The following is a 19,253-nucleotide window of genomic DNA, read 5'->3' as shown; positions in this document are numbered from 1 at the left end:
GCATGACCGACGCCCTGGACCGGCCGCTGCCGGCGAGCGACGACCCGTGGGCCGTGCTGCGGTCGGCCACCCGGGCGCGCGTCGCGCTCGGCCGGGCCGGCGACGCGCTGCCGACCGCCCGGGAGCTGGAGTTCCGGGCCGCGCACGCCGCCGCCCGCGACGCGGTGCACCAGCCGCTGGACCCGGCGCTCGTCCGCGCCCACCTCCCGGGTGCCGAGCTGCTCGAGGTGCACTCGGCCGCGCCCGACCGCGCCACCTACCTGCAGCGGCCCGACCTCGGCCGGCAGCTCGCGGAGGGCACGGAGCTGCCGCGCGGCGACGCCGACCTCGCGGTCGTGGTCGCGGACGGGCTCTCCCCGCGTGCGGTGCACGAGCACGCCGGAGGGCTGGTGACCGCGCTGCTGCAGCGACTGCCCGGCTGGACCGTCGCGCCGCTCGTGCTGGCGCACCAGGCGCGGGTCGCCCTGGGCGACGCGGTGGGGGAGGCACTCGGTGCCCGGGCCGTCGTCGTGCTGATCGGGGAGCGGCCGGGGTTGTCGTCGGCGGATTCGCTCGGCGTCTACCTGACCTGGGACCCCCGGCCGGGGCGGGTGGACTCCGAGCGCAACTGCGTCTCCAACGTCCGCCCGCCGCACGGGCTGTCCTACGCGCAGGCCGCCGACACCGTGGCCGCGCTGCTGGGCGCGGCCCGGGAGCTCGGCGCCTCCGGTGTGGTGCTCAAGGACGAGGGACAGTCGCTGCCGCCCGGCGCCGGCTGAGGCTCAGCCGAGGACGGCGTCGACCGCGTACTGGTCGTCGAACGTGACGCGGAACTCGGTCACCCGGCCGTCCCTGAACCGGTAGATGTGCGCTTCCAGCACGTCCTCGAAGGAGCGGTCCCCGCGGCGGGCGCTGGTCCGCACGACGGCCACGCCGTCGGTGTCGTCAGCGAGGACCGTGTGGAGGTCGAGCCGGAGACTGCCCTCGGTCAGCTGTCCCAGCCGTCCGAGCAGCTCGCGGACCGCGTCGCGGCCGCGGTGCACCCCGCTGAGCTGGTTGCGGCCGGTCTCGTGCCACTCGACGTCCTCGGCGAGGAGGTCGTCGAGGGGACCGAGGTCGCCCCGGAGGAACGCGTCGTAGGAGTGCCGGAGCCGCTGCGCGTTGGGGTGTGCGGTGGCCGAGGGCGCCGTGCCGTGCTGCGTCGTCATGGCTGCCTCCTCGCAGGAGAAGGACCCTCCTGCCCCCCACCGCTCGCAGGCTCGCGGCGGGACCGTTGCAGGAGGGCCGCGTGGGCGGGGCACCGCGTCGGCGTCGCCGAGCGGACGACCCAGAACGACGCTCGGCGACACCGGCGGGCGCCAGCAGTGTCGACTCCGCCGTCCCGCCGGGGAAGGGGACCGGCAGCGGCCGGGTGTGGCGGTCGCCCTCCGTCCCGGTGCGGATGGGACGGGTCAGCGCGCCTCGGCCTCCTGCCACGCGAGCCGGCGACCCACGAGCAGCAGGCGCATCGTCTGCTCGGCGGAGGAGACGAGGAAGTCCGAGGTCTCTTGGAGCGCGTGGTCCAGCGTGCACGGGCGGGTGAGGATCGACGCGTAGGCGTCCAGCCCGGCGTCCAGGGCGGCCTGCACGCCCGCGCCGACGGTGCCGCTGAGGGCGATGACCGGGATGTCGCGAGCCGCCGCGCGGCGGGACGCCTCGGCGGGCACCGTGTGCCGTTCCCATCTGCGCCGACGCGAGAGGGGCGGGGAGGTACCCGGCCTCCCCGCCCCCCGCGCATGCTCGTCAGTGGCCGTCGGAGTCGTTCGACTTCTCGAACCCCTTCTTGGCCCGGGCCTCGACCGAGATCGCGTCGGTCGTCCCGTGGTGGTGGTGCGCCTCCTCGATCTCGTGCACCGCCTCGTCGAGCACGGGGACGTGCACCCCCTTCTTCGGCAGCAGCAGGCGGACCACCGGCCACAGCAGGACCAGCGCCACGATGACGTACACGACGACGGACAGCGGGTCGATCAGCCCGCCGATCGCCCCGTTGCTGATCTGCAGCGCCTGCCGCAGCTCCGCTTCGGCGAACGGCCCGAGGATCACGCCGACGATGGCCGGCAGCAGCGGCAGCCCGAAGCGGCGCATCATGAAGCCGAGCCCGCCGATGACCAGCAGCAGGAACAGGTCGAACACGTTGGCGTTCGTCGCGTACGCGCCCAGGCTGGCGAAGAAGAGGATGCCCGCGTACAGGTACGTGCGCGGGATCCGCAGCAGACGCGCCCACACCGGCGCCAGCGGCAGGTTGAGCACCAGCAGCGCCGTGTTGCCGATGAAGAGGCTGGCGATCAGGCCCCACACCAGCTCCGGCTCGCTCTCGAACAGCTGCGGCCCGGGCTGGATGCCGTAGCTCTCGATGGCGGCGAGCAGGACCGCCGCGGTGGCCGTCACCGGGATGCCCAGGGTCAGCAGCGGCACGAGCCCGCCTGCGGCCGAGGCGTTGTTCGTGGCCTCCGGCCCGGCGACGCCCTCGATGGCACCATGGCCGAACTCCTCGGGGTGCTTGGACAGCCGCTTCTCGGTGACGTAGGAGAGGAACGTCGGGACCTCGGCCCCACCGGCCGGGACGGCGCCGAAGGGGAACCCGATCGCGGTGCCGCGCAGCCACGGCTTCCACGAGCGGCGCCAGTCCGACCGGCTCATCCGCGGGTTGCCCACCGGGATGACCTCGACCGGGCGGCGGCGCAGGTGGGCCGCGGTCCACAGTGCCTCGCCGACGGCGAACAGGCCGACCGCCACGACGACGATGTCGATGCCGTCGGCGAGCTCGCCGATGCCGAAGGTGAGCCGCTGCTGGCCGGAGGTGGCGTCGATGCCGATCAGCCCGATGGCCAGGCCGAGCCCCAGCGAGGCCAGGCCGCGCACCCGGGAGCTGCCGAGCACCGACGTCACCGCGATGAACGCCAGCACCATGATCGCGAACATGTCGGCAGGCGAGACCTCCACGGCGAGGTCGGCGACCAGGGGCGCCACCAGGGCCAGCAGCAGCGTGGCGATGGTCCCGGCGACGAACGAGCCGATCGCCGCGGTGGCCAGGGCCTGCGCGGCGCGGCCGGACCGGGCCATCTTGTTGCCCTCGATGGCGGTGACCACCGAGGCGCTCTCACCCGGGGTGTTCAACAGGATCGACGTCGTGGACCCGCCGTACATGCCGCCGTAGTAGATGCCGGCGAACATGATCAGCGCGGTGGTGACGTCCAGGCCGCGGGTCAGCGGCAGCAGCAGTGCCACCGCCATGGCCGGGCCGATGCCGGGCAGGACGCCGATCGCGGTGCCCAGCAGCACGCCCAGCAACGCGAACGCCAGGTTGGTCGGCGTCAGCGCGGTGCCGAAGCCCTCCAAGAGGGAGCCGAACGCGTCCATCAGAGGATCCCCCTCAGGATGCCCGGGGGCAGCACGATGCCGAGCCCGAGGGCGAACAGGTAGAAGGAGCCGATCGACAGGGCGAAGGCGATCACGGCGTCGCGCACGTAGTGGCGGCTGCCGAGGGCGAACGCCGATCCCCAGAACAGGACCGCGCCGGAGAACACCCAGCCGAGGCTCTCGATCAGCAGTGCGTTGGCCAGGAACGCGGCGGCGAGCATCGCGATCGTCGTCCAGTCGGTCCCGCCGGTGAGCTCGACGTCCTCGCCGCCTTCGGGCTCACCGCGGCCGCCGCGCTTCACGTCGATGGCCAGGACGACCCCGACGACGACCAGCAGGCCGCCCACGACGAGGGGGACGACGGCGGGCCCGACCGGCCCGCGGACGATCCGGCTCTCCGGCAGGAGGAGGGCCTGCACGATGACGAGGAGGCCGAGGACCCCCAGGAACAGGGCCACTCCGTACTCGGAGCGGCCCTGCTCCCGGGTCGTGCCTCCCGAGGAGGCGGCGGTCACGTCAGGCCCAGCTCGCTGAGCACACCCTCGACGCGCTGGCTCTCCTCGTCGAGGAAGGAGCCGAACTCGTCGCCGGTGATGAAGGAGTCGGTCCAGCCCTGGTCCTCGAGCACCTGCTGCCAGGCCTCGCTGTCGTGGACCTGGGTGATCAGGTCGACGTGCCGCTGAGCCTCCTCGGGGGTGATGTCCGGGGCCGCCACGATGCCGCGCCAGTTGGTGAAGGTCAGGTCCACGCCGGACTCGGTGAGGGTCGGCGCGTCGACGCCCTCGACCGGCGCCTCGCTGGTGACCGCGAGGATGCGGACGTCACCGGAGGCGGCGGGCTCGGTGACCTCGCCGATGCCGGTCGCGGCGAAGGCCACGTCGCCGCCGAGGATGCCGGCGAGCAGCTCGCCGCCGCCGTCGTAGGCCACGTAGTTGACCGAGGTCGGCGTCACGCCGACCTCCTGCGCCAGCAGCATCGGCGTCAGGTGGTCCGGGCCGCCGGGGTTGGACGCGCCGCCGACGGGCGTGTTGCCCGGGTCGGCCTTCCAGGCGGCGACTAGGTCGTCGATGTTCTGGAACGGCGAGTCGGCCGGGACGACGATCGCCTCGGCCTCCTCGATCAGCCGCGCGATCGGCGTCGTCTGCTCGAGGGTGGCCTCGGACTGGTTGCTGTACTGCGCGCCCACCACGCCCAGGCCCATCTGCATGAGCATGTCGGCGTTGCCGGTCTCGTTGACCAGGCGCTGCAGGCCGACGGTGCCGCCGGCGCCCTCGAGGTTGAACACCTCGATCGTCTCGGCCAGCTCCTCCTCCTCGGCGACCTGGGCCAAGGCGCGGGCGGTGGTGTCGTAGCCGCTGCCGGGCGAGTTCGGGACCAGCACCCGCAGGCCGGTGACGGGGCCCTCCTGGGTGCCGCCGCCGGAGGCGGAGCCGCCCTCGGCGGTGGTGCCGCACCCGGTCAGCAGCAGCCCGGCGGCGATGCCCCCGGTCAGGGCGACGCCGGTGAGCTTCCGCAGGGAAGCATTGCGCATGGGTTCCTCCTGTGTGTCCGGCGGACGTCCGCCGCTCCCAAGGAAGGTCGCAACGCGCGTGGCGCGTGTCACGCTTGCGTGCGCATTGGGCGTTGTGGTCGTTGTGTGCACGGCGGTCCGGGTGCCGGCCAGGAGTTCAATGGCGTGCCGCGTCCCCGACCCTGAGGAGGTCCCGTGACCGAGCTCGCGAGGTCACCCATGGGCACAGCACCCTGGGGCACGGGGCCGACGAGCGCCGGCGAGGAGATCCCGTGACCCGGCGGCTCTCGCTCGCCGGCCAGCTGCTCGCGTTGCAGGTGGTCATCGTCTGCGTCGTCCTCGTCGGCGTCGCGGCCGTCACCGTCGCGCAGTCCACGCAGGGGGCAGAGGAGGTGGAGGGGCGCCGCGCGCTGGAGATCGCCGAGACGCTCGCCAACAGCCGGGCCACCCGCACGGCGCTGGAGCTCGGCCGGGTGGAGTACATCGGCATCGCCGCGGAGGACAGCCGCAGCACCTCCGGGTCCGCCGACGTGGTCGTCGCGCGGACCGATCGCACGGTCCTCGCCAGCGCCGACCCCGGGCTGCTGGGCGAGCCGCTCGACCTCGGGGCCAGCCGGGTGCTGGAGGGGCGGTCCTGGGTGGCGGACGTCGAGGTGCCCGGCGGTCACGCCGCGGTCGCCATGGCGCCGGTCTACTCCGAGCGGGGGGACCGCGTGCTCGGCCTGGTCGCGGTGCAGCGGACCTACCCGGGGGTCCTCGGGAGTCTGGAGGCGGCCGCGCCGAACCTGCTCACCTACCTGGGCCTCGCCAGCGTGCTGGGCATCGGCGGGTCGCTGCTGGTGGCGCGCCGGGTGAAGCGGCAGACGCTGGGGCTGGAGCCGGCCGAGATCGCCGGGCTGGTCGAGCACCGCGACGCCATGCTGCACGGCATCCGCGAGGGCGTCGTGGGGCTGGACCTGCACGGCCGCGTGACGTTGGTGAACGACGAGGCCGTCCGGCTGCTGCGGATCCCCGGGGACGCGCTCGGCCGCACGCTCGACGAGTTGGGGGTCGCCGAGGAGGTGGCCGAGGCGCTGCTCACCACGGGCGTGGAGCGGGACCGGGCCGTGGGCACCGCCGGCCGGGTGCTCGTGGTGAACCGGCTGCCCCTCACCAGCCGTGGCCGGCCCATCGGGTCGGTGGCCACGCTGCGCGACCGCACCGAGCTGCTCGAGCTGCGCCGCGAGCTCGACCTGAACCGGCACGTCACCGACACGCTGCGGGCCCAGGCGCACGAGTTCGACAACCGGCTGCACACCATCGCGGGGCTCATCGAGCTGGGGGAGGCGCAGGAGGCGGTGCGGTTCGTGCACCGGATCAGCGCCAGCCGGTCGGAGTTCGGCAGCGCGGTGACCGCCGCCGTGTGCGACCCGGCGATCGCCGCGCTGCTGGTCGCCAAGGCCAGCCAGGCGGCCGAGCGGGGCGTCGACCTGCGCATCGCCCCGGACTCCGCGCTGCCCGTGCTCGCCCCCGAGCTGAGCACGGACGTCGCGACCGTGGTGGGCAACCTGGTTGACAACGCCATGGACGCCGCCTCGGACGCGGCGCAGCGCTGGGTCGAGGTGGGCCTGGGGCTCGTCGACGGCGAGGTCGACGTCGTGGTCCGCGACTCCGGTCCCGGCGTCCCGGCGGGGATGGAGGCCGAGGTGTTCCGGCGCGGCGTCTCCACGAAGGGCTCCGCTCCCCATGACGCAGCCGTCCCGGGCGGCCGGGGTATCGGGCTGTCCCTGGTGCACCTGGTGTGCACCCGCCGCGGCGGGAGCGTGACGGCCAGCTCTGCGGACGGCTCGGTGTTCACCGCCCGGCTGCCGGCCGGCCCCGCGCTGGTGGACGCATGACCCGGGTGCTGATCGTGGACGACGACTTCATGGTCGCCAGGGTCCACGCCGGGTTCGTCGCGGCCCTCGACGGGTTCGAGGTGGTGGGCACCGCGTCCAGCGGCGCGGCGGCGCTCGCCGAGGTCGCCCGGCTGAGGCCGGACCTCGTGCTGCTGGACGTCTACCTGCCGGACATGACCGGGCTGGAGGTGCTGCGCCGGCTGCGGGCGGACGCCGTGCCGGTCGACGTCGTGGTCATCAGTGCCGCGCGGGACGTCGAGAGCATCCGCAGCGCGCGGCACGGCGGCGTCCTGTCCTACCTGGTCAAGCCGTTCGACCGGCAGACCTTCGAGGCCCGGCTGCGGGAGTACGCCGCGCTGCGCAGCGAGCTCGCCGTGCTGCAGGAGGCCGGGCAGGCCGACGTCGACCGGCTGTTCGCCGGCGCGCGCAGCGGACCGCGCCCGGCAGCCCCCACGCCGAAGGGGATCGCGCCGGAGACGCTGCAGCTGGTCCGCGGGGCCCTGCGGGACGCGGGGGAGGAGGGGCTCTCGGCCACCCAGTGCAGCGAGCGCACCGGCCTCGCCCGGGTGAGCGCCCGCCGCTACCTGGAGCAGCTGGTGACCCTGGAGGAGGCCGAGGTCCGGCAGCGCTACGGCACCGCGGGCCGGCCGGAGCGGCGGTTCACCCGGCGCGGGGGCGGCCACCGCGCCGGGTGAGCGGCCGGGTACGCAACGACCGAAACGACCGCTACGGGCTCAACGCGGCGGTGTCGGTTCCGCCTGCTTAGGCTCCGGCCATGACCATCGTCGTGGGCTACGTCCCCACCCCCGAGGGCGAGGCCGCCCTCGACGCCGCCATCACCGAGGCCCGCCTGCGCGACCAGCCGCTGCACGTCGTGAACAGCGCGCGCGGCGACGTCCTGGCCGACCCCCGGTTCGCCTCCGAGCGGGCGCTGGACCAGGTCCGGGCCAAGCTCGACGGCGCGGGCGTGGTCTTCGAGATCGACCAGCGGGTGGCCGGGCACGACGCCTCGGACGAGGTCGTGGACGCCGCCGACCGGGTCAAGGCCAGCCTGATCGTCATCGGCATGCGCCGCCGCACGCCCACCGGGAAGCTGATCACCGGCAGCCAGGCGCAGCGGATCCTGCTCGACGCGCACTGCCCGGTGCTGGCGGTCAAGGCCGCCTACTAGGAGGACCACCCTTCCCCTCACGCCTCGCAGGCTCGGCGTGGGTCCTGAAGGGTGGCCGTTCCAGCACGTCACCGAGCGGGCGCCGTCACCCCAGGAGGTCGACGCCCTCGCCGGGGCCGTGAGCCAGGTTGCGGAAGATCGTCTCCAGGCTCCGCGTCAGGTGCCCGGCGAGGGCGGTCGCCGCACCGTCGGCGTCCCCGGCGAGCAGGGCGTCGCAGACGGCGAGGTGCTCGCCGACGGACACCTCGACCCGCTGCGGGTCCAGGTGGGAGAGGTTGCGCAGCCGCGCGGTGTGCGGCCGCAGCTCGGCGATGGTGCGGCGCAGGTGCTCGTTGCGGGTCGCCCCGATGACCGCCCAGTCGAAGCGGTCGGCCAACTCGTAGAACGACCGGGACCGCGCCGTCGACGGGTCGCGCTCCAGGACGCCCGCGATGGCCTCGCGCAGCTCGGCGAAGGTCCGGTGCAGCGCGGGGTCGGTGGCCGCGGCCTCGGTTGCCTGCCGGACGGCGGCCGGTTCCAGCAGCGAGCGGAACTCGAACAGGTCGCGGACGCTGCGCGCCGACACCCGGGAGACGCGGGCGCCCTGCCGGGGTACCAGGTCGACCAGGCCCTCGGCGGCCAGCCGGCGCAGGGCCTCGCGCACCGGCGTCCGCGAGGCCCCGGTGCGCCCGACCAGCGAGAGCTCCGACAGCGGCGTCCCCGGCGCCAGCTCACCGAGCTCGATCTCGGTCCGCAGCTGCCGGTGGACCTGGTCGGCCTTGCTGACCTCCTCGGTCCCCTCGGCGCGGCTGTCCGCCGTCATGCCGGTTGTCCCGCGGGGAACGGCACGCCGACCTCGTCGCCCAGCCGTCGCAGCCCGGCGAGCGAGTCCCGGGCGAGGACGACGCCGCCGGCCGCCAGGTTCGCCGCTTCGGCCCGGTCCTCCACCTGGCCGGGATGGAGGACCCCGTCGAACCCCTGGGCGAGCGGGACGGACGCAACCTCGTCGACCAGCTGCCGCACCCGCGCCTCGTAACCGGCGCGGTCACCGAAGGCGTCGGGGTCCAGGGCCAGGAACAGGTGCCCGCAGCCGCTGCGGGCGTCGGGCTCGTACGGGCCGTGCACGCCGGTGCCGACGGCGCTGCCGGTCAGGGCGCCGGAGAGCACGTCCATCATGAACGCGATCGCGTAGCCCTTGTGGCCGGCCATCGGCAGCAGCACGCCCAGCACCCCCTCCTCCGGATCGGTCGTCGGTGCGCCGTCGGCGGTCAGCGCCCACGTGTCCGGGATGGGCTCGCCGCGGTTCTTCGCCAGGTGGATCTTGCCGCGGGCGACCGCGGTGTTCGCGATGTCGAGGGCGAGGACCGTGCCGTCGGGCCCGGGGGCGGCGATCGACCACGGGTTGGTGCCCACCCGCTTCTCGCGTCCGCCCCAGGGTGCCATCGCCGGGCTCGCGTTCGTCGTGAGGACCGCGACCACCCCGTCGTGCGCGGCACGGCGGGTGAACCACATCGCCGTGCCGAAGTGGTTGGAGTTCCGGACGCCGACGACACCGACGCCGTGGGTGCGGGCCCGCTCCACGGCAAGCCGCCGCGCGCGTTCGGTGAGCACCTGGCCGATGCCGTCCCGGCCGTCGAGCAGCACCAGGGGGCCGGTGTCGGAGAGCACCGCCGGCTCGGGGACCGCGCGCATCGCGCCGGAGCGGAGGCGGGCGCCGTACCAGGGCAGCCGGAGCAGGCCGTGCGACTGGTGACCCCACAGGTCGGCCTGGACGAGGGAGTCGGCGACCAGCGCCGCGTCGTCCCCGGGCACACCGAGCGCCGTCAGGACCCCGGTGCCGAACGCCCTCAGGAGCTTCGGCTCGATCCGTTCCTCGGTCACTCTTGCCTCCTCGGCAGGTTGTGTGCTGGTCTGTATACAGTGTTGCACACACAATGTTGGAGGTCGAGGGTGTTCAGCCTGGTGGTCCAGATGGAGGTGCGGCCCGGCCGGCGCGAGGAGTTCCTCGCCGGCATGGCCGCCAACGCCGAGGCGTCGGTGCGGGACGAACCGGGGTGCCTGCGGTTCGACGTCTGCTCGGTCGAGGCTGACGAGCACCGCTTCGTCCTCTACGAGCTCTACGCCGACGAGGCGGCCTTCGCCGCGCACAAGGCGTCCCCGCACTTCGCCGCCTGGCGGGTGATCGCCGAGGAGGTCCTCGTCGGTCAGGTCAACACGCCCGGCCGGCTGCTGGTCACCCACCCCTCCGAGGAGTCCGCATGAGCACTGCACCTGAGCCGACACGGCCCGTCCCGCCGTCGATGCTGCTGCGCCCGGAGGAGATCGAGCGCTTCGACCGCGGCAGCGGCGTCGTCACGATCCCCTTCGTCGGCAGGTGGAACTGCGAGTCCAACCGGGTCACCACCGGGATGACGGTCTTCGCACCCGGCACCGGCATCCCGCTGCACTCGCACAACGTCGAGGAGACGGTGCTGGTCTTCGGGGGCGAGGCCACCGCGGTGCTCGGGGACGACGAGTTCGACCTCGTCGCCGGCCAGGCCACCTGGGTGCCGGCCGGGATCCCGCACTGCTTCCGCAACCGCGGCGAGGGGTCGATGACCATCTACTGGGTCTACGGCGGCCGAGACGTCACCCGCACCATCACCGCCACCGGCGAGACGTTCGAGCACCTGTCCGACGCCGACCGCGGAGCTGTGCCGTCGTCAGGAGAGCCGGCATGAGCGCCGTCGTCACGGTCGACCCCGCGACGGGGCGGCGACTGGCCGAGTACCCGGCGTTCTCGGACGCCGATGTCGACGCCGCGCTGGACCGGGCGGCTGCCACGCAGGCCCGGTGGGCCGCGATGCCGGTCACCGAGCGGGCCGCCGTCCTGCGCCGGGCCGCCGTCCTGCTCCGGGAGGGGGCCGAGGAGCTGGCGCTGCTCGTCACCCGCGAGATGGGCAAGCCGCTGGCCGAGTCCCGCGCCGAGGTCGAGAAGTGCGCCACGGCCTGCGACTGGTACGCCGAGCACGCCGCAGCGTTCCTCGCCGACGAGCCGGTCGAGACCGCCGCCGTCCGCAGCTGGATCGGCTACGAGCCGGTGGGCGTGGTGCTCGCGGTCATGCCGTGGAACTTCCCGCTGTGGCAGGTGCTCCGCTTCGCCGCACCCGCGCTCATGGCGGGCAACGCCGCGCTGCTCAAGCACTCGCCCAACACGACCGGCTGCGCGATCGCGGTGCAGCGGTTGTTCGCCGTTGCAGGAGCGCCGGACGGCTTGTTCACCGCGCTGGTCGTCGCCGAGCCGGACGTGCCGGCGGTGACGGCGCGGCTGATCGGCGACCCACGCATCGGCGCGGTCACCATCACCGGCAGCGAGCGGGCCGGCCGGGCGGTGGCCACGGCCGCGGGCGGTGCGATCAAGAAGTCGGTCCTGGAACTCGGCGGCTCGGACCCGTTCGTCGTCCTGGCCGACGCCGACCTCCCCCGCGTGGCCGCCCTGGCCGCCCGGGGTCGCCTCCTGAACGCCGGGCAGAGCTGCATCTCGCCGAAGCGACTGGTCGTCGACTCCTCGGTCGCCGAGAAGTTCACCCGACTGCTGGTCTCCGAGGTGGAGGCGCTGACCGTCGGGGACCCGCAGGCGCCCGGCACGGACGTCGGCCCGATGGCTCGCGCCGACCTGCTCGAGGGAGTACACCGGCAGGTCGAGGCATCTGTCGCGGCCGGCGCCCGGCTGCTCACCGGCGGCCACCGCCTCGAGGGTCCGGGCACCTTCTACGCGCCCACGGTCCTGGCCGACGTCCGGCCCGGGGTCCCCGCCTACGACGAGGAGGTCTTCGGCCCGGTCGCCGCGGTCATCGCGGTGGACGGGGACGAGGAGGCCGTGCGGGTCGCGAACGACACCCGCTTCGGGCTGGGGGCGAGCGTCTGGACGGCCGATCCCGAGCGGGGTGTCGCCGTCGCCCGCCGGATCCGGTCCGGCGCCGCCTTCGTCAACGCGGTTGTCGCCTCCGACGTCCGCATGCCCTTCGGTGGCACCCGCGCCAGCGGCTACGGCCGCGAGCTGGCCGCCGCCGGCATCCGTGAGTTCGTCGACGTCCGCACGTGGTGGGTGCTCGACGAGCCCGCCGCGACGGCCCCCGCATCGGAGTGACCACCATGAGGGGAACCCCCTGCCGCCTCGGCGTCCTGCTCGGTGACGGGATCGGTCCCGAGATCGTCCCCGCCTCCGTGCGCGTGGTCGACGCGGCGCTGGCCGCCGCCGGTGCCGACCCGATCGAGTGGCAGGAGCTGCCGCTGGGCGCCTCGGCCATCGAGGAGCACGGCAGCGCCATCCCGGACACGACGCTGGAGGCGCTGGCCGGGCTCGACGGCTGGCTGCTCGGCCCGCACGACAGCGTCGCGTACCCCGAGCCGTTCCGGTCGCGGCTCAACCCGAGCGGCACCCTGCGCAAGCACTTCGACCTGTACGCGAACATCCGCCCGGCCCGCGCCTTCGAGGGCGGGCGCGCGATCGCCCCCGGGACCGACCTGGTGATCGTCCGGGAGAACACCGAGGGCTTCTACGCCGACCGCAACACCCACGCGGGCACCGGCGAGTACATGCCGACGCCCGATGTCGCCATCGCGATGGGGGTCTTCACCCGTCCGGCCGTCGAGCGCATCGCCCGGGCCGCGTTCGAGCTGGCCCGGCGCCGGCGGAACAAGCTCACGATCGTGCACAAGGCCAACGTGCTGCAGCTGAGCTCGGGCCTGTTCAAGCGGGTCTGCCTCGAGGTGGCCGAGCAGTACCCCGACGTGGCGGTCGACGACTTCCACATCGACGCGATGACGGTGCACCTGCTGCGCCGTGCGTCCGCCTTCGACGTCGTGGTCGCGGAGAACATGTTCGGCGACATCCTCTCGGACATGGCCGGTGAACTGGCCGGGTCGCTCGGTATCGCGCCGTCGGTCAACGCCTCGGACGAGCGGGCCATGGCGCAGGCCGCGCACGGGTCCGCGCCCGACATCGCCGGGGAGGGGCTGGCCAACCCGATCGCGATGATCCTGTCCGCGGGGATGCTGCTCGACTGGCTCGGCACCCGGCACGGCGACCGCCGTCTCGCCGACGCCGCCGTCCGGGTGGAGGACGCCGTCCGGTCGGCCGTGCGCGCCGGCGTGAGCACCCGCGACCTGGGGGGCACGGCCTCGACCGGCGAGTTCACCGACGCCGTCGTCGAGCGCACCGCGGCCAGGGCGTGAGGGCGTCGTGAGCACCCCTCGAGCTGCCTCTCCGCACCGTCAGGCCCTAGCCTCCGCGCCATGACCGAACCGCGGGTGCCCGCCACCACCGACGTCTGCGACGCCCATCCGGAGGCGCAGGTGTGCGAGCCGGTGTTCGAGGTCTTCGGCGGCCGCGCCGCCTTCAGCGGGCCGATCACCACGCTCAAGGTCTTCGAGGACAACACTCTGGTCAAGCAGGCGGTCGAGGGGCCCGGAGAGGGCCGGGTGCTCGTCGTCGACGGCGGCGGGTCGAGGCGCTGCGGGCTGGTCGGCGGCAACCTGGCCGTCTCCGCGGCGACGAACGGCTGGGCGGGGATCGTCGTGTACGGCTGCATCCGGGACGCCGACGAGCTGGCCGAGCAGCCGATCGGGGTCCGGGCGCTGGCGGCCCACCCCCGCAGGAGCGAGCGCGGGATGCACTCCGGTCAGGCGGGCCGGCCGGTCGTCTTCGCGGGTGTGGTGTTCCGCGAGGGGGAGTGGCTGTGCGCCGACCGGGACGGCGTCGTCGTCCTGCCCGCCGCGCCGGAGGGGTGACGCTCAGCGGCGGCGCAGCACCCGGGCCGGCCGGTGCGCGCGCCGGAGACCAGCTCCACGGTCGTTCCCGGCTGGGCCCGGGGATCCCGGTAGCGGTGCCGGCTCAGCGCACCCGGTAGGTCGTCTGCACCATCCCGCCGCGGAAGGTCTGCGTGCGCACGTGCTCGAGCAGCACGTCGGCCGGCAGCGGCCCGAACGGCGTGTGGCCCTCCCCGATGAGCACCGGCGCCCGGGAGAGCGTCAGGTCGCCGATCAGCCCGGCGGCGAGGAAGTCGTGCACCGTCCGGCCGCCGTCGACGTAGACGCGGCGGTACCCGGCCGTGGTCAGCGCGGCGACCGCCTCGTCGAAGGAGCGGTGCAGGGTGATGCGGGGATCGGGCTCGAGCGTCGTGCTGATCACGTGCACCGGCTTGCCCTGGTACGGCCACTCGTGCATCGGCGCGATCACCTCGTAGGTGCCGCGGCCCATGACCAGCGCGTCGATGCCGGCGACGAACTCGGCGAAGCCGAAGTCGCCGCCGTCGCCGTCGTCCGTCGCACCGCCGGCCTCGTCCCCGCCGGCCTCGTCCCCGCCGGTCAGCCACGCGAGGTCGCCGTCGGGGCGGGCGATGAACCCGTCGACGCTCATGCCGAGGAACACCGAACCGGTGAAGGGTGCGTCCATGCCGGCAGGCTGCCCGACGGTGCCGACGAGCGGGAGGACCTCTGACCCGTATCTGCCGGAACTGTCAGCACTCTGGTGTGGCATGGACGTCGTCCTCCCCGCGTTGTAACGGAACGCGAGGGAACGCCAGGAGGCCACCATGTCCCAGGCCATCACGAGAAGGGCGCCGGTCGCCGACCGCTTCCCGGTACAGCAACCAGCTCCCGTCGCACACTTCCCGCACTGGATGCGGCCCGACTTCGCCGGGGACGTCCTCGCCGTCGCGTGGGCGCCGGGCACGGCCCCGCCTCGCGAGATCCGGGTCCGGCCGGAGCTGTACGACCGCATGCTCGCCGAGCTCGACCCGGCCGCGCGGGCGGCGCTGGCCGAGCACGGCGTCCTCGGGGAGCCGGCCGGGGTCCCGCTCGTCGTCGACCCGGCGCTGCCCCCGTTCCCCGGCTTCGAGGTGCGGCGGGTCCGGCCGGGCGGTCCCGTCCGGCCGCGCGGCGCGGCCTGAGCGGCTCAGCCCGCGAGCGCGGGCACCGGCTCCCCCAGCCGGACGACGGTGTCGCCGGGCCGCTCGACGGTGTCGTCGTGGGTCACGCAGACCACGACCCGCCCGGCGAGCGCGGCGCGCAGGTCGCGCAGCAGCGCCGCGGCGGTGGGCGGGTCCAGGTGCGCGGTCGGCTCGTCGAGCAGCACGACGTCCCGGTCGGCCAGCAGCGCCCGGGCCGCGGCCAGCCGGCGCCGCTCCCCGCCGGACAGCGCGGTGCCGCCCGCGCCGACCGGGGTGTCGAGCCCCCCGGGCAACCCGGCGAGCAGCCCGCCCAGGCCGGTGGCCGCCAGCGCGGCGCGCATCCGGGCCTCGCCGTCCGGTCCGGCCAGCTCGCCCCGCGGCGCGGCCAGGGCCAGGTTGGCGCGGATGCTCGAAGCGAACACGTGCGCCTCCTGCGGCAGCCAGGCGATCCGGGAGCGGACGCCGTCCCCGGTCAGCCGGTCGGCGGGGACGCCGTCCAGCGCGTACCCGCCCGCCCGCGGCCGCAGCGCCGCGAGCAGCACGGCCAGGAACGTCGACTTGCCGGAGCCGGAGGGCCCGCGCACGACCAGCCAGCCGCCCTCGACGTCCGTCCGCGTGGTCAGGCCGCGGAGCACGTCCGGCCCGCCGGGCCAGCCGGCGACCAGCCCGTCGGTGGCCAGCGAGCGCACCCGCGCGGGCGCCGGCCGCGGGTCGGCGGGGTCGGCCGGCACCGGTGCGGTGAGGACGGCGTCGAGGCGGTCGCGGGCGTCGGCGAGGGTGCCGCGCCGCTGCAGCGCGGTAACCAGCCCGGCCAGCGGCTCGGCCAGGGCCAGCGGGGCGAGGGCGAGCACCGCGATCGCCGGGCCGGTGACCCCGGCCGCGGCGCCGGCCGCCGCGGCGGCGACCGCGGCGAGCCCGGTGCCGAGGACGACCGCACCGGCGCCCAGCGCGCCGGCCCGGGTGCGCGCGCGGTCGGCCGCGCTCCGGTCGGCGGCCAGCCCGGCGAGGTCGGCCGCCGTCCGCCCGGCCAGGCCGTGCGCCCGCAGGTCGGCCGCTCCGTCGAGCGCGGTGGTGGTGTCGCGGAGCGCCGCCACCCGCAGCGCCGCCTCGGCGCGCGCGGCACCGGCGTCCACCCGCCCGTGCGCGAGCAGCACCAGCGCCACGGTGGCCGCCAGGACCGCCGCCGCGGCGCCGGCCGCAGCCGGGGAGACCAGGGCGAGCGCGCCGACGGTCGCGGTGGTCACGGTGCCGGCCGCCAGCGCCGGCGGGACCACGCGCACCGACAGGTCCTGCACCAGGCCGACGTCGCCGACCACGCGGGCCAGCGCCGAGCCCGGTGTCCGGTCGGCCGCGAGGCCCTGGGCGGCCAGCGCCCGCCACACCCGCACCCGCAGGTCCGCGGCCAGCCGGAGCGCGGCGTCGTGGGCGGTCATCCGCTCCACCCAGCGCAGCCCTGCCCGGCCCAGGCCGAAGGCCCGCACGCCGACGATCGCGACCAGCAGGGTGAGCACCGGCGGCATCTCGGCGGCCCGCACGATCAGCCAGCCGGAGACCGCGGTGAGCGCCACACCGGCGCCGGCCGAGGCGGTGCCGGCGGCGACCGCGCGCACCAGCGCCCGCCGCGGCCAGCGCAGCCCCGGGCCGGTGTTCGTGGCGCCCGCGGGTCCCGGTCCCGCGGCGGGTGTGACGATCTCGTGGCGATCAGGGGCTGATGGCCACGAGGACGTCGCACTCGCGACAGGGTGAGGAGCCGCGGCCGGGGACGGGAGGTCGGCGGTGCGGTCGGCGAGGGCTGCCAGGCCCCGGTCGTGGGTGACCAGCAGGGTGCTCACCGTGCCGTGCAGCCCGGCCAGCACCGCGGCCACCCGGGCGGCGGCCGCGTCGTCGAGGTGCGCGGTCGGCTCGTCGAGCAGCAGCAGCCGGGCGCCGCGGCGCACCCGCACCAGCGCCCGGGCCAGCGCGACCCGCTGCAGCTCGCCCGGGGAGAGGGTGGTGCAGTCGCGCCCGGCCAGCTCGGCGGCGCCGGCCCGGGCCAGCGCCTCGACGACGAGGGCCTCGCCGACTCCCTCGTCCACGGTGTCTCGACTCCCGCCCGGCCCCGACCCCGCGTGCCGGCGCAGCTCGTCGGCGACGGTCGCGCCGGTGGTGCGCGGGTGCTGCGGCACGTACGCGACGCCGCCGGCCGGGACGCCGGACACCGTGCCGCGCACCTCCGCGGCCGGGTCGGTCAGCCCGGCGAGGACGGCCAGCAGCGTCGACTTGCCCGAGCCGCTGGCGCCGCGGAGGGCGACCAGCTCCCCGGGCCGGACGGCGAGGTCGACCGGTGGCAGCGCGGGGACGGTCCGGCCCGGGTACCGCACCGAGAGCCTCCCGACGGCGACGTCGGCACCGCGCGGGTCGTCCTCGTCCACCTCGACGGCCGGGGCGGCATCGGGGGCGGCCAGCACCGCGCGGGCCTCGGCGGCGGCCAGCGCGGCGTCCTCTCCGGCGTGGTGGGCGGCACCCAGTGCGCGCAGCGGGGCGAAGGCCTCCGGCGCGAGCAGCAACGCGGTCAGGCCGACGGCCAGGTCGAGGTCGCCGTGCACCAGCCGCAGGCCGACGGTGACCGCGACCAGCGCGACCGACAGCGTGGCCAGCAGCTCGAGCACCAGCGCGGAGAGGAAGGCCAGCCGCAGCACCGACAGCGTGCGGCGGCGGGAGGCCTCGCCCAGTTCGGCGAGCGCCGCGGCCTGCTCGGCGGCACGGCCCAGCCCGACCAGCACCGGCAGGCCGCGGACCAGCTCGGCGACGTGCGCGGCGATGCGGTCCAGCGCCCGCGCAGCGGCGGTGGTGCCGTCCCGGGTGGTCAGCCCGACCAGCACCATGAACAGCGGCACCAGCGGCAGGGTCACCGCGACCAGGCCGGCCGAGAGCAGGTCGGTCCGGGCGAGCACGACGAGCAGCACCGGCGGCACGACCAGTGCCTGCGCCAGCGCGGGGAGGCGGGTGGCCAGCGCGGGCCCGAGCTCGGCCAGCCGGGTCGTGGCCAGCAGCGCGGCCGGGCCGGGACCGCCGGCTGCCGCGACCGCGGCCGGGGAGGCGGCGAGCCGGGCGGTCAGTGCTGCGCGCAGCTGCTCCTCGGCGCGGCGGGCGTCCCGCGTGGCCACCACCTCACCGGCCCAGCCGGCCAGCGCGCGCAGCACGACCCCGGCGGAGGCGGCGAGCAGCGGACCGGTCAGGGCGCCGTCGGCCTGGTCGGCCGCGCGGGCGACCGCGTGCGCCAGCCCGGCGGCGAGCAGCACCAGCCCGGCGACCTGGCCCAGCGCGGCGACCGCGGCGCGGACCAGCGCCCCGGTCACCCCCGGTACGCCGGCCAGCGCCCCGAGCGGCCCCCGGTCCGACCTCATGCGTGCGCCCCCGCGGGCTCGCCGTGCTGCGGCTCGGCGGTCAGCCGCCGGCGGAACACCCAGTAGGTCCACGCCTGGTAGCCGAGCACCACGGGCAGCCCGATGCCGGCGGCCCAGGTCATCACGGTGAGCGTGTAGTCGCTGACCGAGGCGTCGGCGATCGTGACGTCGAATGCGGAGTCGATCGTCGAGGGGACGACGACCGGGTACGCGGCGCCGAACACCGTCGCGGCCGCCATGACCAGCATCGCGCCCCACGCGGTGAACGCCTGGCCCTCCCGGCCGACCCGCAGCCGCACCCAGGCGACCAGCACGGCGAGCGCGGCAGCCAGCCACAGCACCCCGGTGACCGGCGTGCCGGACCGCAGGTGCACCAGGCCGGCCCAGGCCAGCAGCGGCAGCGCGGCCACGGGCGCCCACCGCAGCGCGAAGCGCCGGGCGGCGACCCGCAGCGGGCCGTCGGTCTTCAGCGACAGGAACACCGCGCCGTGCACCACCGAGAAGGCCAGGACGGCGACCGCGCCCAGCAGCGCGGGCCAGCCCAGCCCGGAGAACGCGCCGCCGACCCGGTTGCCGTCGTCGTCGATCGGCAGGCCCAGGGTGGTGGCCCCGAGCGCGGCGCCGATGCCGGCCGCGGCGACGAGCGAGCCCGTGGTGATCACCCGCGTCCAGGTGGTGTCCCACGCCTCGGTGGAGTGCGAGTGCCGCCACTCGAAGGCGACGGCCCGGATGATCAGGCCGAAGAGCACCAGCACGAAGGGCAGGTACAGCGCCGGCAGCCAGGTGGCGTACCAGCCGGGGAAGGCGGCGAACACCGCGCCGACGGCGGTGATCAGCCAGACCTCGTTGCCGTCCCACAGCGGGCCGATGGTGCGCAGCATCAGGTGCCGCTCGGCGGGACGGCGGCCGAGCAGCGGCAGCAGCGCGGCGACGCCGAAGTCGAAGCCCTCGAGCAGCAGGAAGCCGGTCCACAGCAGGGCGACGGCGGCGAACCAGAGGGTCTGCAGGTCCACAGGAATG

The 19,253-nt window shown here is 75.6% G+C and carries 20 protein-coding genes; 10 read left to right on the top strand and 10 right to left on the bottom strand.

The features are described from left to right. Positions 1 to 2 precede the first annotated feature (2 nt). Positions 3 to 758: an ethanolamine ammonia-lyase subunit EutC gene (gene eutC / locus GOBS_RS17730; RefSeq protein WP_012949640.1), complete on the top strand. Its 756-nt coding sequence runs from the start codon at positions 3 to 5 to the stop codon at positions 756 to 758. Between the two features lie 3 nt (positions 759 to 761). Here eutC and GOBS_RS25635 read toward each other — a convergent pair whose 3' ends face one another. From GOBS_RS25635 to GOBS_RS17705, 5 genes are all read right to left on the bottom strand, one after another. Next, positions 762 to 1,187 (bottom strand): nuclear transport factor 2 family protein, encoded by a 426-nt coding sequence (locus GOBS_RS25635; protein WP_012949639.1) that lies wholly within the window; start codon positions 1,185 to 1,187, stop codon positions 762 to 764. A 243-nt stretch (positions 1,188 to 1,430) separates the two neighbouring features. Beyond that, a complete protein-coding gene (locus GOBS_RS17720; protein ID WP_041241564.1) occupies positions 1,431 to 1,685 on the bottom strand; it encodes a glycerate kinase in 255 nt (84 codons plus the stop codon). 76 nt (positions 1,686 to 1,761) lie between these two features. Then, entirely contained in the window at positions 1,762 to 3,378 is a 1,617-nt protein-coding gene (locus GOBS_RS17715; protein ID WP_012949638.1) for a tripartite tricarboxylate transporter permease, read from the bottom strand. Then, complete coding sequence (locus GOBS_RS17710) at positions 3,378 to 3,893, bottom strand: tripartite tricarboxylate transporter TctB family protein (RefSeq protein WP_012949637.1); 516 nt, start codon at positions 3,891 to 3,893, stop codon at positions 3,378 to 3,380. Before GOBS_RS17710 ends, GOBS_RS17715 begins: the two co-directional genes overlap by 1 nt. Next, positions 3,890 to 4,909: a Bug family tripartite tricarboxylate transporter substrate binding protein gene (locus tag GOBS_RS17705; protein WP_012949636.1), complete on the bottom strand. Its 1,020-nt coding sequence runs from the start codon at positions 4,907 to 4,909 to the stop codon at positions 3,890 to 3,892. The genes GOBS_RS17710 and GOBS_RS17705 overlap by 4 nt, the downstream gene beginning before the upstream one ends. Positions 4,910 to 5,160: 251 nt before the next feature. Between GOBS_RS17705 and GOBS_RS17700 the strand changes: the two genes are divergently transcribed. The 3 genes from GOBS_RS17700 to GOBS_RS17690 all read left to right on the top strand — a co-directional run bounded on the left by GOBS_RS17700 (position 5,161) and on the right by GOBS_RS17690 (position 7,936). Beyond that, on the top strand, positions 5,161 to 6,765 hold the full coding sequence (locus tag GOBS_RS17700; RefSeq protein ID WP_012949635.1) for a sensor histidine kinase: 1,605 nt from the start codon (positions 5,161 to 5,163) through the stop codon (positions 6,763 to 6,765). Then, positions 6,762 to 7,460 (top strand): response regulator, encoded by a 699-nt coding sequence (locus GOBS_RS17695; protein ID WP_012949634.1) that lies wholly within the window; start codon positions 6,762 to 6,764, stop codon positions 7,458 to 7,460. Before GOBS_RS17700 ends, GOBS_RS17695 begins: the two co-directional genes overlap by 4 nt. Positions 7,461 to 7,540: 80 nt before the next feature. Beyond that, positions 7,541 to 7,936, top strand: a complete 396-nt coding sequence (locus GOBS_RS17690) for a universal stress protein (protein ID WP_012949633.1) — start codon at positions 7,541 to 7,543, stop codon at positions 7,934 to 7,936. Positions 7,937 to 8,021: 85 nt separating this feature from the next. Here GOBS_RS17690 and GOBS_RS17685 read toward each other — a convergent pair whose 3' ends face one another. After that, entirely contained in the window at positions 8,022 to 8,738 is a 717-nt protein-coding gene (locus GOBS_RS17685) for a GntR family transcriptional regulator (protein WP_012949632.1), read from the bottom strand. Beyond that, positions 8,735 to 9,796: an Ldh family oxidoreductase gene (locus GOBS_RS17680; protein ID WP_012949631.1), complete on the bottom strand. Its 1,062-nt coding sequence runs from the start codon at positions 9,794 to 9,796 to the stop codon at positions 8,735 to 8,737. The genes GOBS_RS17685 and GOBS_RS17680 overlap by 4 nt, the downstream gene beginning before the upstream one ends. Positions 9,797 to 9,865: 69 nt before the next feature. On the opposite strand from GOBS_RS17680, the gene GOBS_RS17675 reads away from it, so the two are divergent. The 5 genes from GOBS_RS17675 to rraA are packed head-to-tail and all read left to right on the top strand — an operon-like array spanning position 9,866 to position 13,687. Next, positions 9,866 to 10,177, top strand: a complete 312-nt coding sequence (locus GOBS_RS17675) for a putative quinol monooxygenase (RefSeq protein WP_012949630.1) — start codon at positions 9,866 to 9,868, stop codon at positions 10,175 to 10,177. Continuing rightward, on the top strand, positions 10,174 to 10,635 hold the full coding sequence (locus GOBS_RS17670; protein WP_012949629.1) for a cupin domain-containing protein: 462 nt from the start codon (positions 10,174 to 10,176) through the stop codon (positions 10,633 to 10,635). The genes GOBS_RS17675 and GOBS_RS17670 overlap by 4 nt, the downstream gene beginning before the upstream one ends. Continuing rightward, positions 10,632 to 12,044: an NAD-dependent succinate-semialdehyde dehydrogenase gene (locus GOBS_RS17665; RefSeq protein ID WP_012949628.1), complete on the top strand. Its 1,413-nt coding sequence runs from the start codon at positions 10,632 to 10,634 to the stop codon at positions 12,042 to 12,044. The genes GOBS_RS17670 and GOBS_RS17665 overlap by 4 nt, the downstream gene beginning before the upstream one ends. Before the next feature lie 5 nt (positions 12,045 to 12,049). Continuing rightward, the gene (locus tag GOBS_RS17660) at positions 12,050 to 13,132 is read left to right on the top strand and encodes an isocitrate/isopropylmalate dehydrogenase family protein (protein ID WP_012949627.1); all 1,083 of its coding nucleotides are present in this window, start codon (positions 12,050 to 12,052) and stop codon (positions 13,130 to 13,132) included. A 60-nt stretch (positions 13,133 to 13,192) separates the two neighbouring features. Next, positions 13,193 to 13,687, top strand: a complete 495-nt coding sequence (rraA, locus tag GOBS_RS17655) for a ribonuclease E activity regulator RraA (RefSeq protein WP_012949626.1) — start codon at positions 13,193 to 13,195, stop codon at positions 13,685 to 13,687. 103 nt (positions 13,688 to 13,790) lie between these two features. Here the strand turns inward: rraA and GOBS_RS17650 are convergent, their stop codons facing one another. Continuing rightward, positions 13,791 to 14,351, bottom strand: a complete 561-nt coding sequence (locus GOBS_RS17650; RefSeq protein ID WP_012949625.1) for a dihydrofolate reductase family protein — start codon at positions 14,349 to 14,351, stop codon at positions 13,791 to 13,793. A gap of 139 nt (positions 14,352 to 14,490) precedes the next feature. On the opposite strand from GOBS_RS17650, the gene GOBS_RS17645 reads away from it, so the two are divergent. Further along, positions 14,491 to 14,847, top strand: a complete 357-nt coding sequence (locus tag GOBS_RS17645; RefSeq protein ID WP_012949624.1) for a hypothetical protein — start codon at positions 14,491 to 14,493, stop codon at positions 14,845 to 14,847. A gap of 5 nt (positions 14,848 to 14,852) precedes the next feature. Here the strand turns inward: GOBS_RS17645 and cydC are convergent, their stop codons facing one another. Continuing rightward, positions 14,853 to 18,233: a thiol reductant ABC exporter subunit CydC gene (cydC, locus tag GOBS_RS17640; protein WP_012949623.1), complete on the bottom strand. Its 3,381-nt coding sequence runs from the start codon at positions 18,231 to 18,233 to the stop codon at positions 14,853 to 14,855. Continuing rightward, complete coding sequence (gene cydB / locus GOBS_RS17635; protein ID WP_012949622.1) at positions 18,230 to 19,246, bottom strand: cytochrome d ubiquinol oxidase subunit II; 1,017 nt, start codon at positions 19,244 to 19,246, stop codon at positions 18,230 to 18,232. Before cydB ends, cydC begins: the two co-directional genes overlap by 4 nt. Positions 19,247 to 19,253: the final 7 nt, after the last annotated feature.

Source organism: Geodermatophilus obscurus DSM 43160 (assembly GCF_000025345.1).
GTDB classification, from domain to species: domain Bacteria; phylum Actinomycetota; class Actinomycetes; order Mycobacteriales; family Geodermatophilaceae; genus Geodermatophilus; species Geodermatophilus obscurus.
Note: the sequence above shows the minus strand (reverse complement) of the source record. Positions and strands in the feature narration are given on the sequence as shown.

Coding starts and splice junctions, on each gene's coding strand:
- eutC (WP_012949640.1), top strand. CDS start 3: ATGACCGACGCCCTGGACCGGCCGCTGCCGGCGAGCGACGACCCGTGG.
- GOBS_RS25635 (WP_012949639.1), bottom strand. CDS start 1,187: ATGACGACGCAGCACGGCACGGCGCCCTCGGCCACCGCACACCCCAAC.
- GOBS_RS17715 (WP_012949638.1), bottom strand. CDS start 3,378: ATGGACGCGTTCGGCTCCCTCTTGGAGGGCTTCGGCACCGCGCTGACG.
- GOBS_RS17705 (WP_012949636.1), bottom strand. CDS start 4,909: ATGCGCAATGCTTCCCTGCGGAAGCTCACCGGCGTCGCCCTGACCGGG.
- GOBS_RS17695 (WP_012949634.1), top strand. CDS start 6,762: ATGACCCGGGTGCTGATCGTGGACGACGACTTCATGGTCGCCAGGGTC.
- GOBS_RS17690 (WP_012949633.1), top strand. CDS start 7,541: ATGACCATCGTCGTGGGCTACGTCCCCACCCCCGAGGGCGAGGCCGCC.
- GOBS_RS17685 (WP_012949632.1), bottom strand. CDS start 8,738: ATGACGGCGGACAGCCGCGCCGAGGGGACCGAGGAGGTCAGCAAGGCC.
- GOBS_RS17670 (WP_012949629.1), top strand. CDS start 10,174: ATGAGCACTGCACCTGAGCCGACACGGCCCGTCCCGCCGTCGATGCTG.
- GOBS_RS17665 (WP_012949628.1), top strand. CDS start 10,632: ATGAGCGCCGTCGTCACGGTCGACCCCGCGACGGGGCGGCGACTGGCC.
- GOBS_RS17660 (WP_012949627.1), top strand. CDS start 12,050: ATGAGGGGAACCCCCTGCCGCCTCGGCGTCCTGCTCGGTGACGGGATC.
- rraA (WP_012949626.1), top strand. CDS start 13,193: ATGACCGAACCGCGGGTGCCCGCCACCACCGACGTCTGCGACGCCCAT.
- GOBS_RS17650 (WP_012949625.1), bottom strand. CDS start 14,351: ATGGACGCACCCTTCACCGGTTCGGTGTTCCTCGGCATGAGCGTCGAC.
- GOBS_RS17645 (WP_012949624.1), top strand. CDS start 14,491: ATGTCCCAGGCCATCACGAGAAGGGCGCCGGTCGCCGACCGCTTCCCG.
- cydC (WP_012949623.1), bottom strand. CDS start 18,233: ATGAGGTCGGACCGGGGGCCGCTCGGGGCGCTGGCCGGCGTACCGGGG.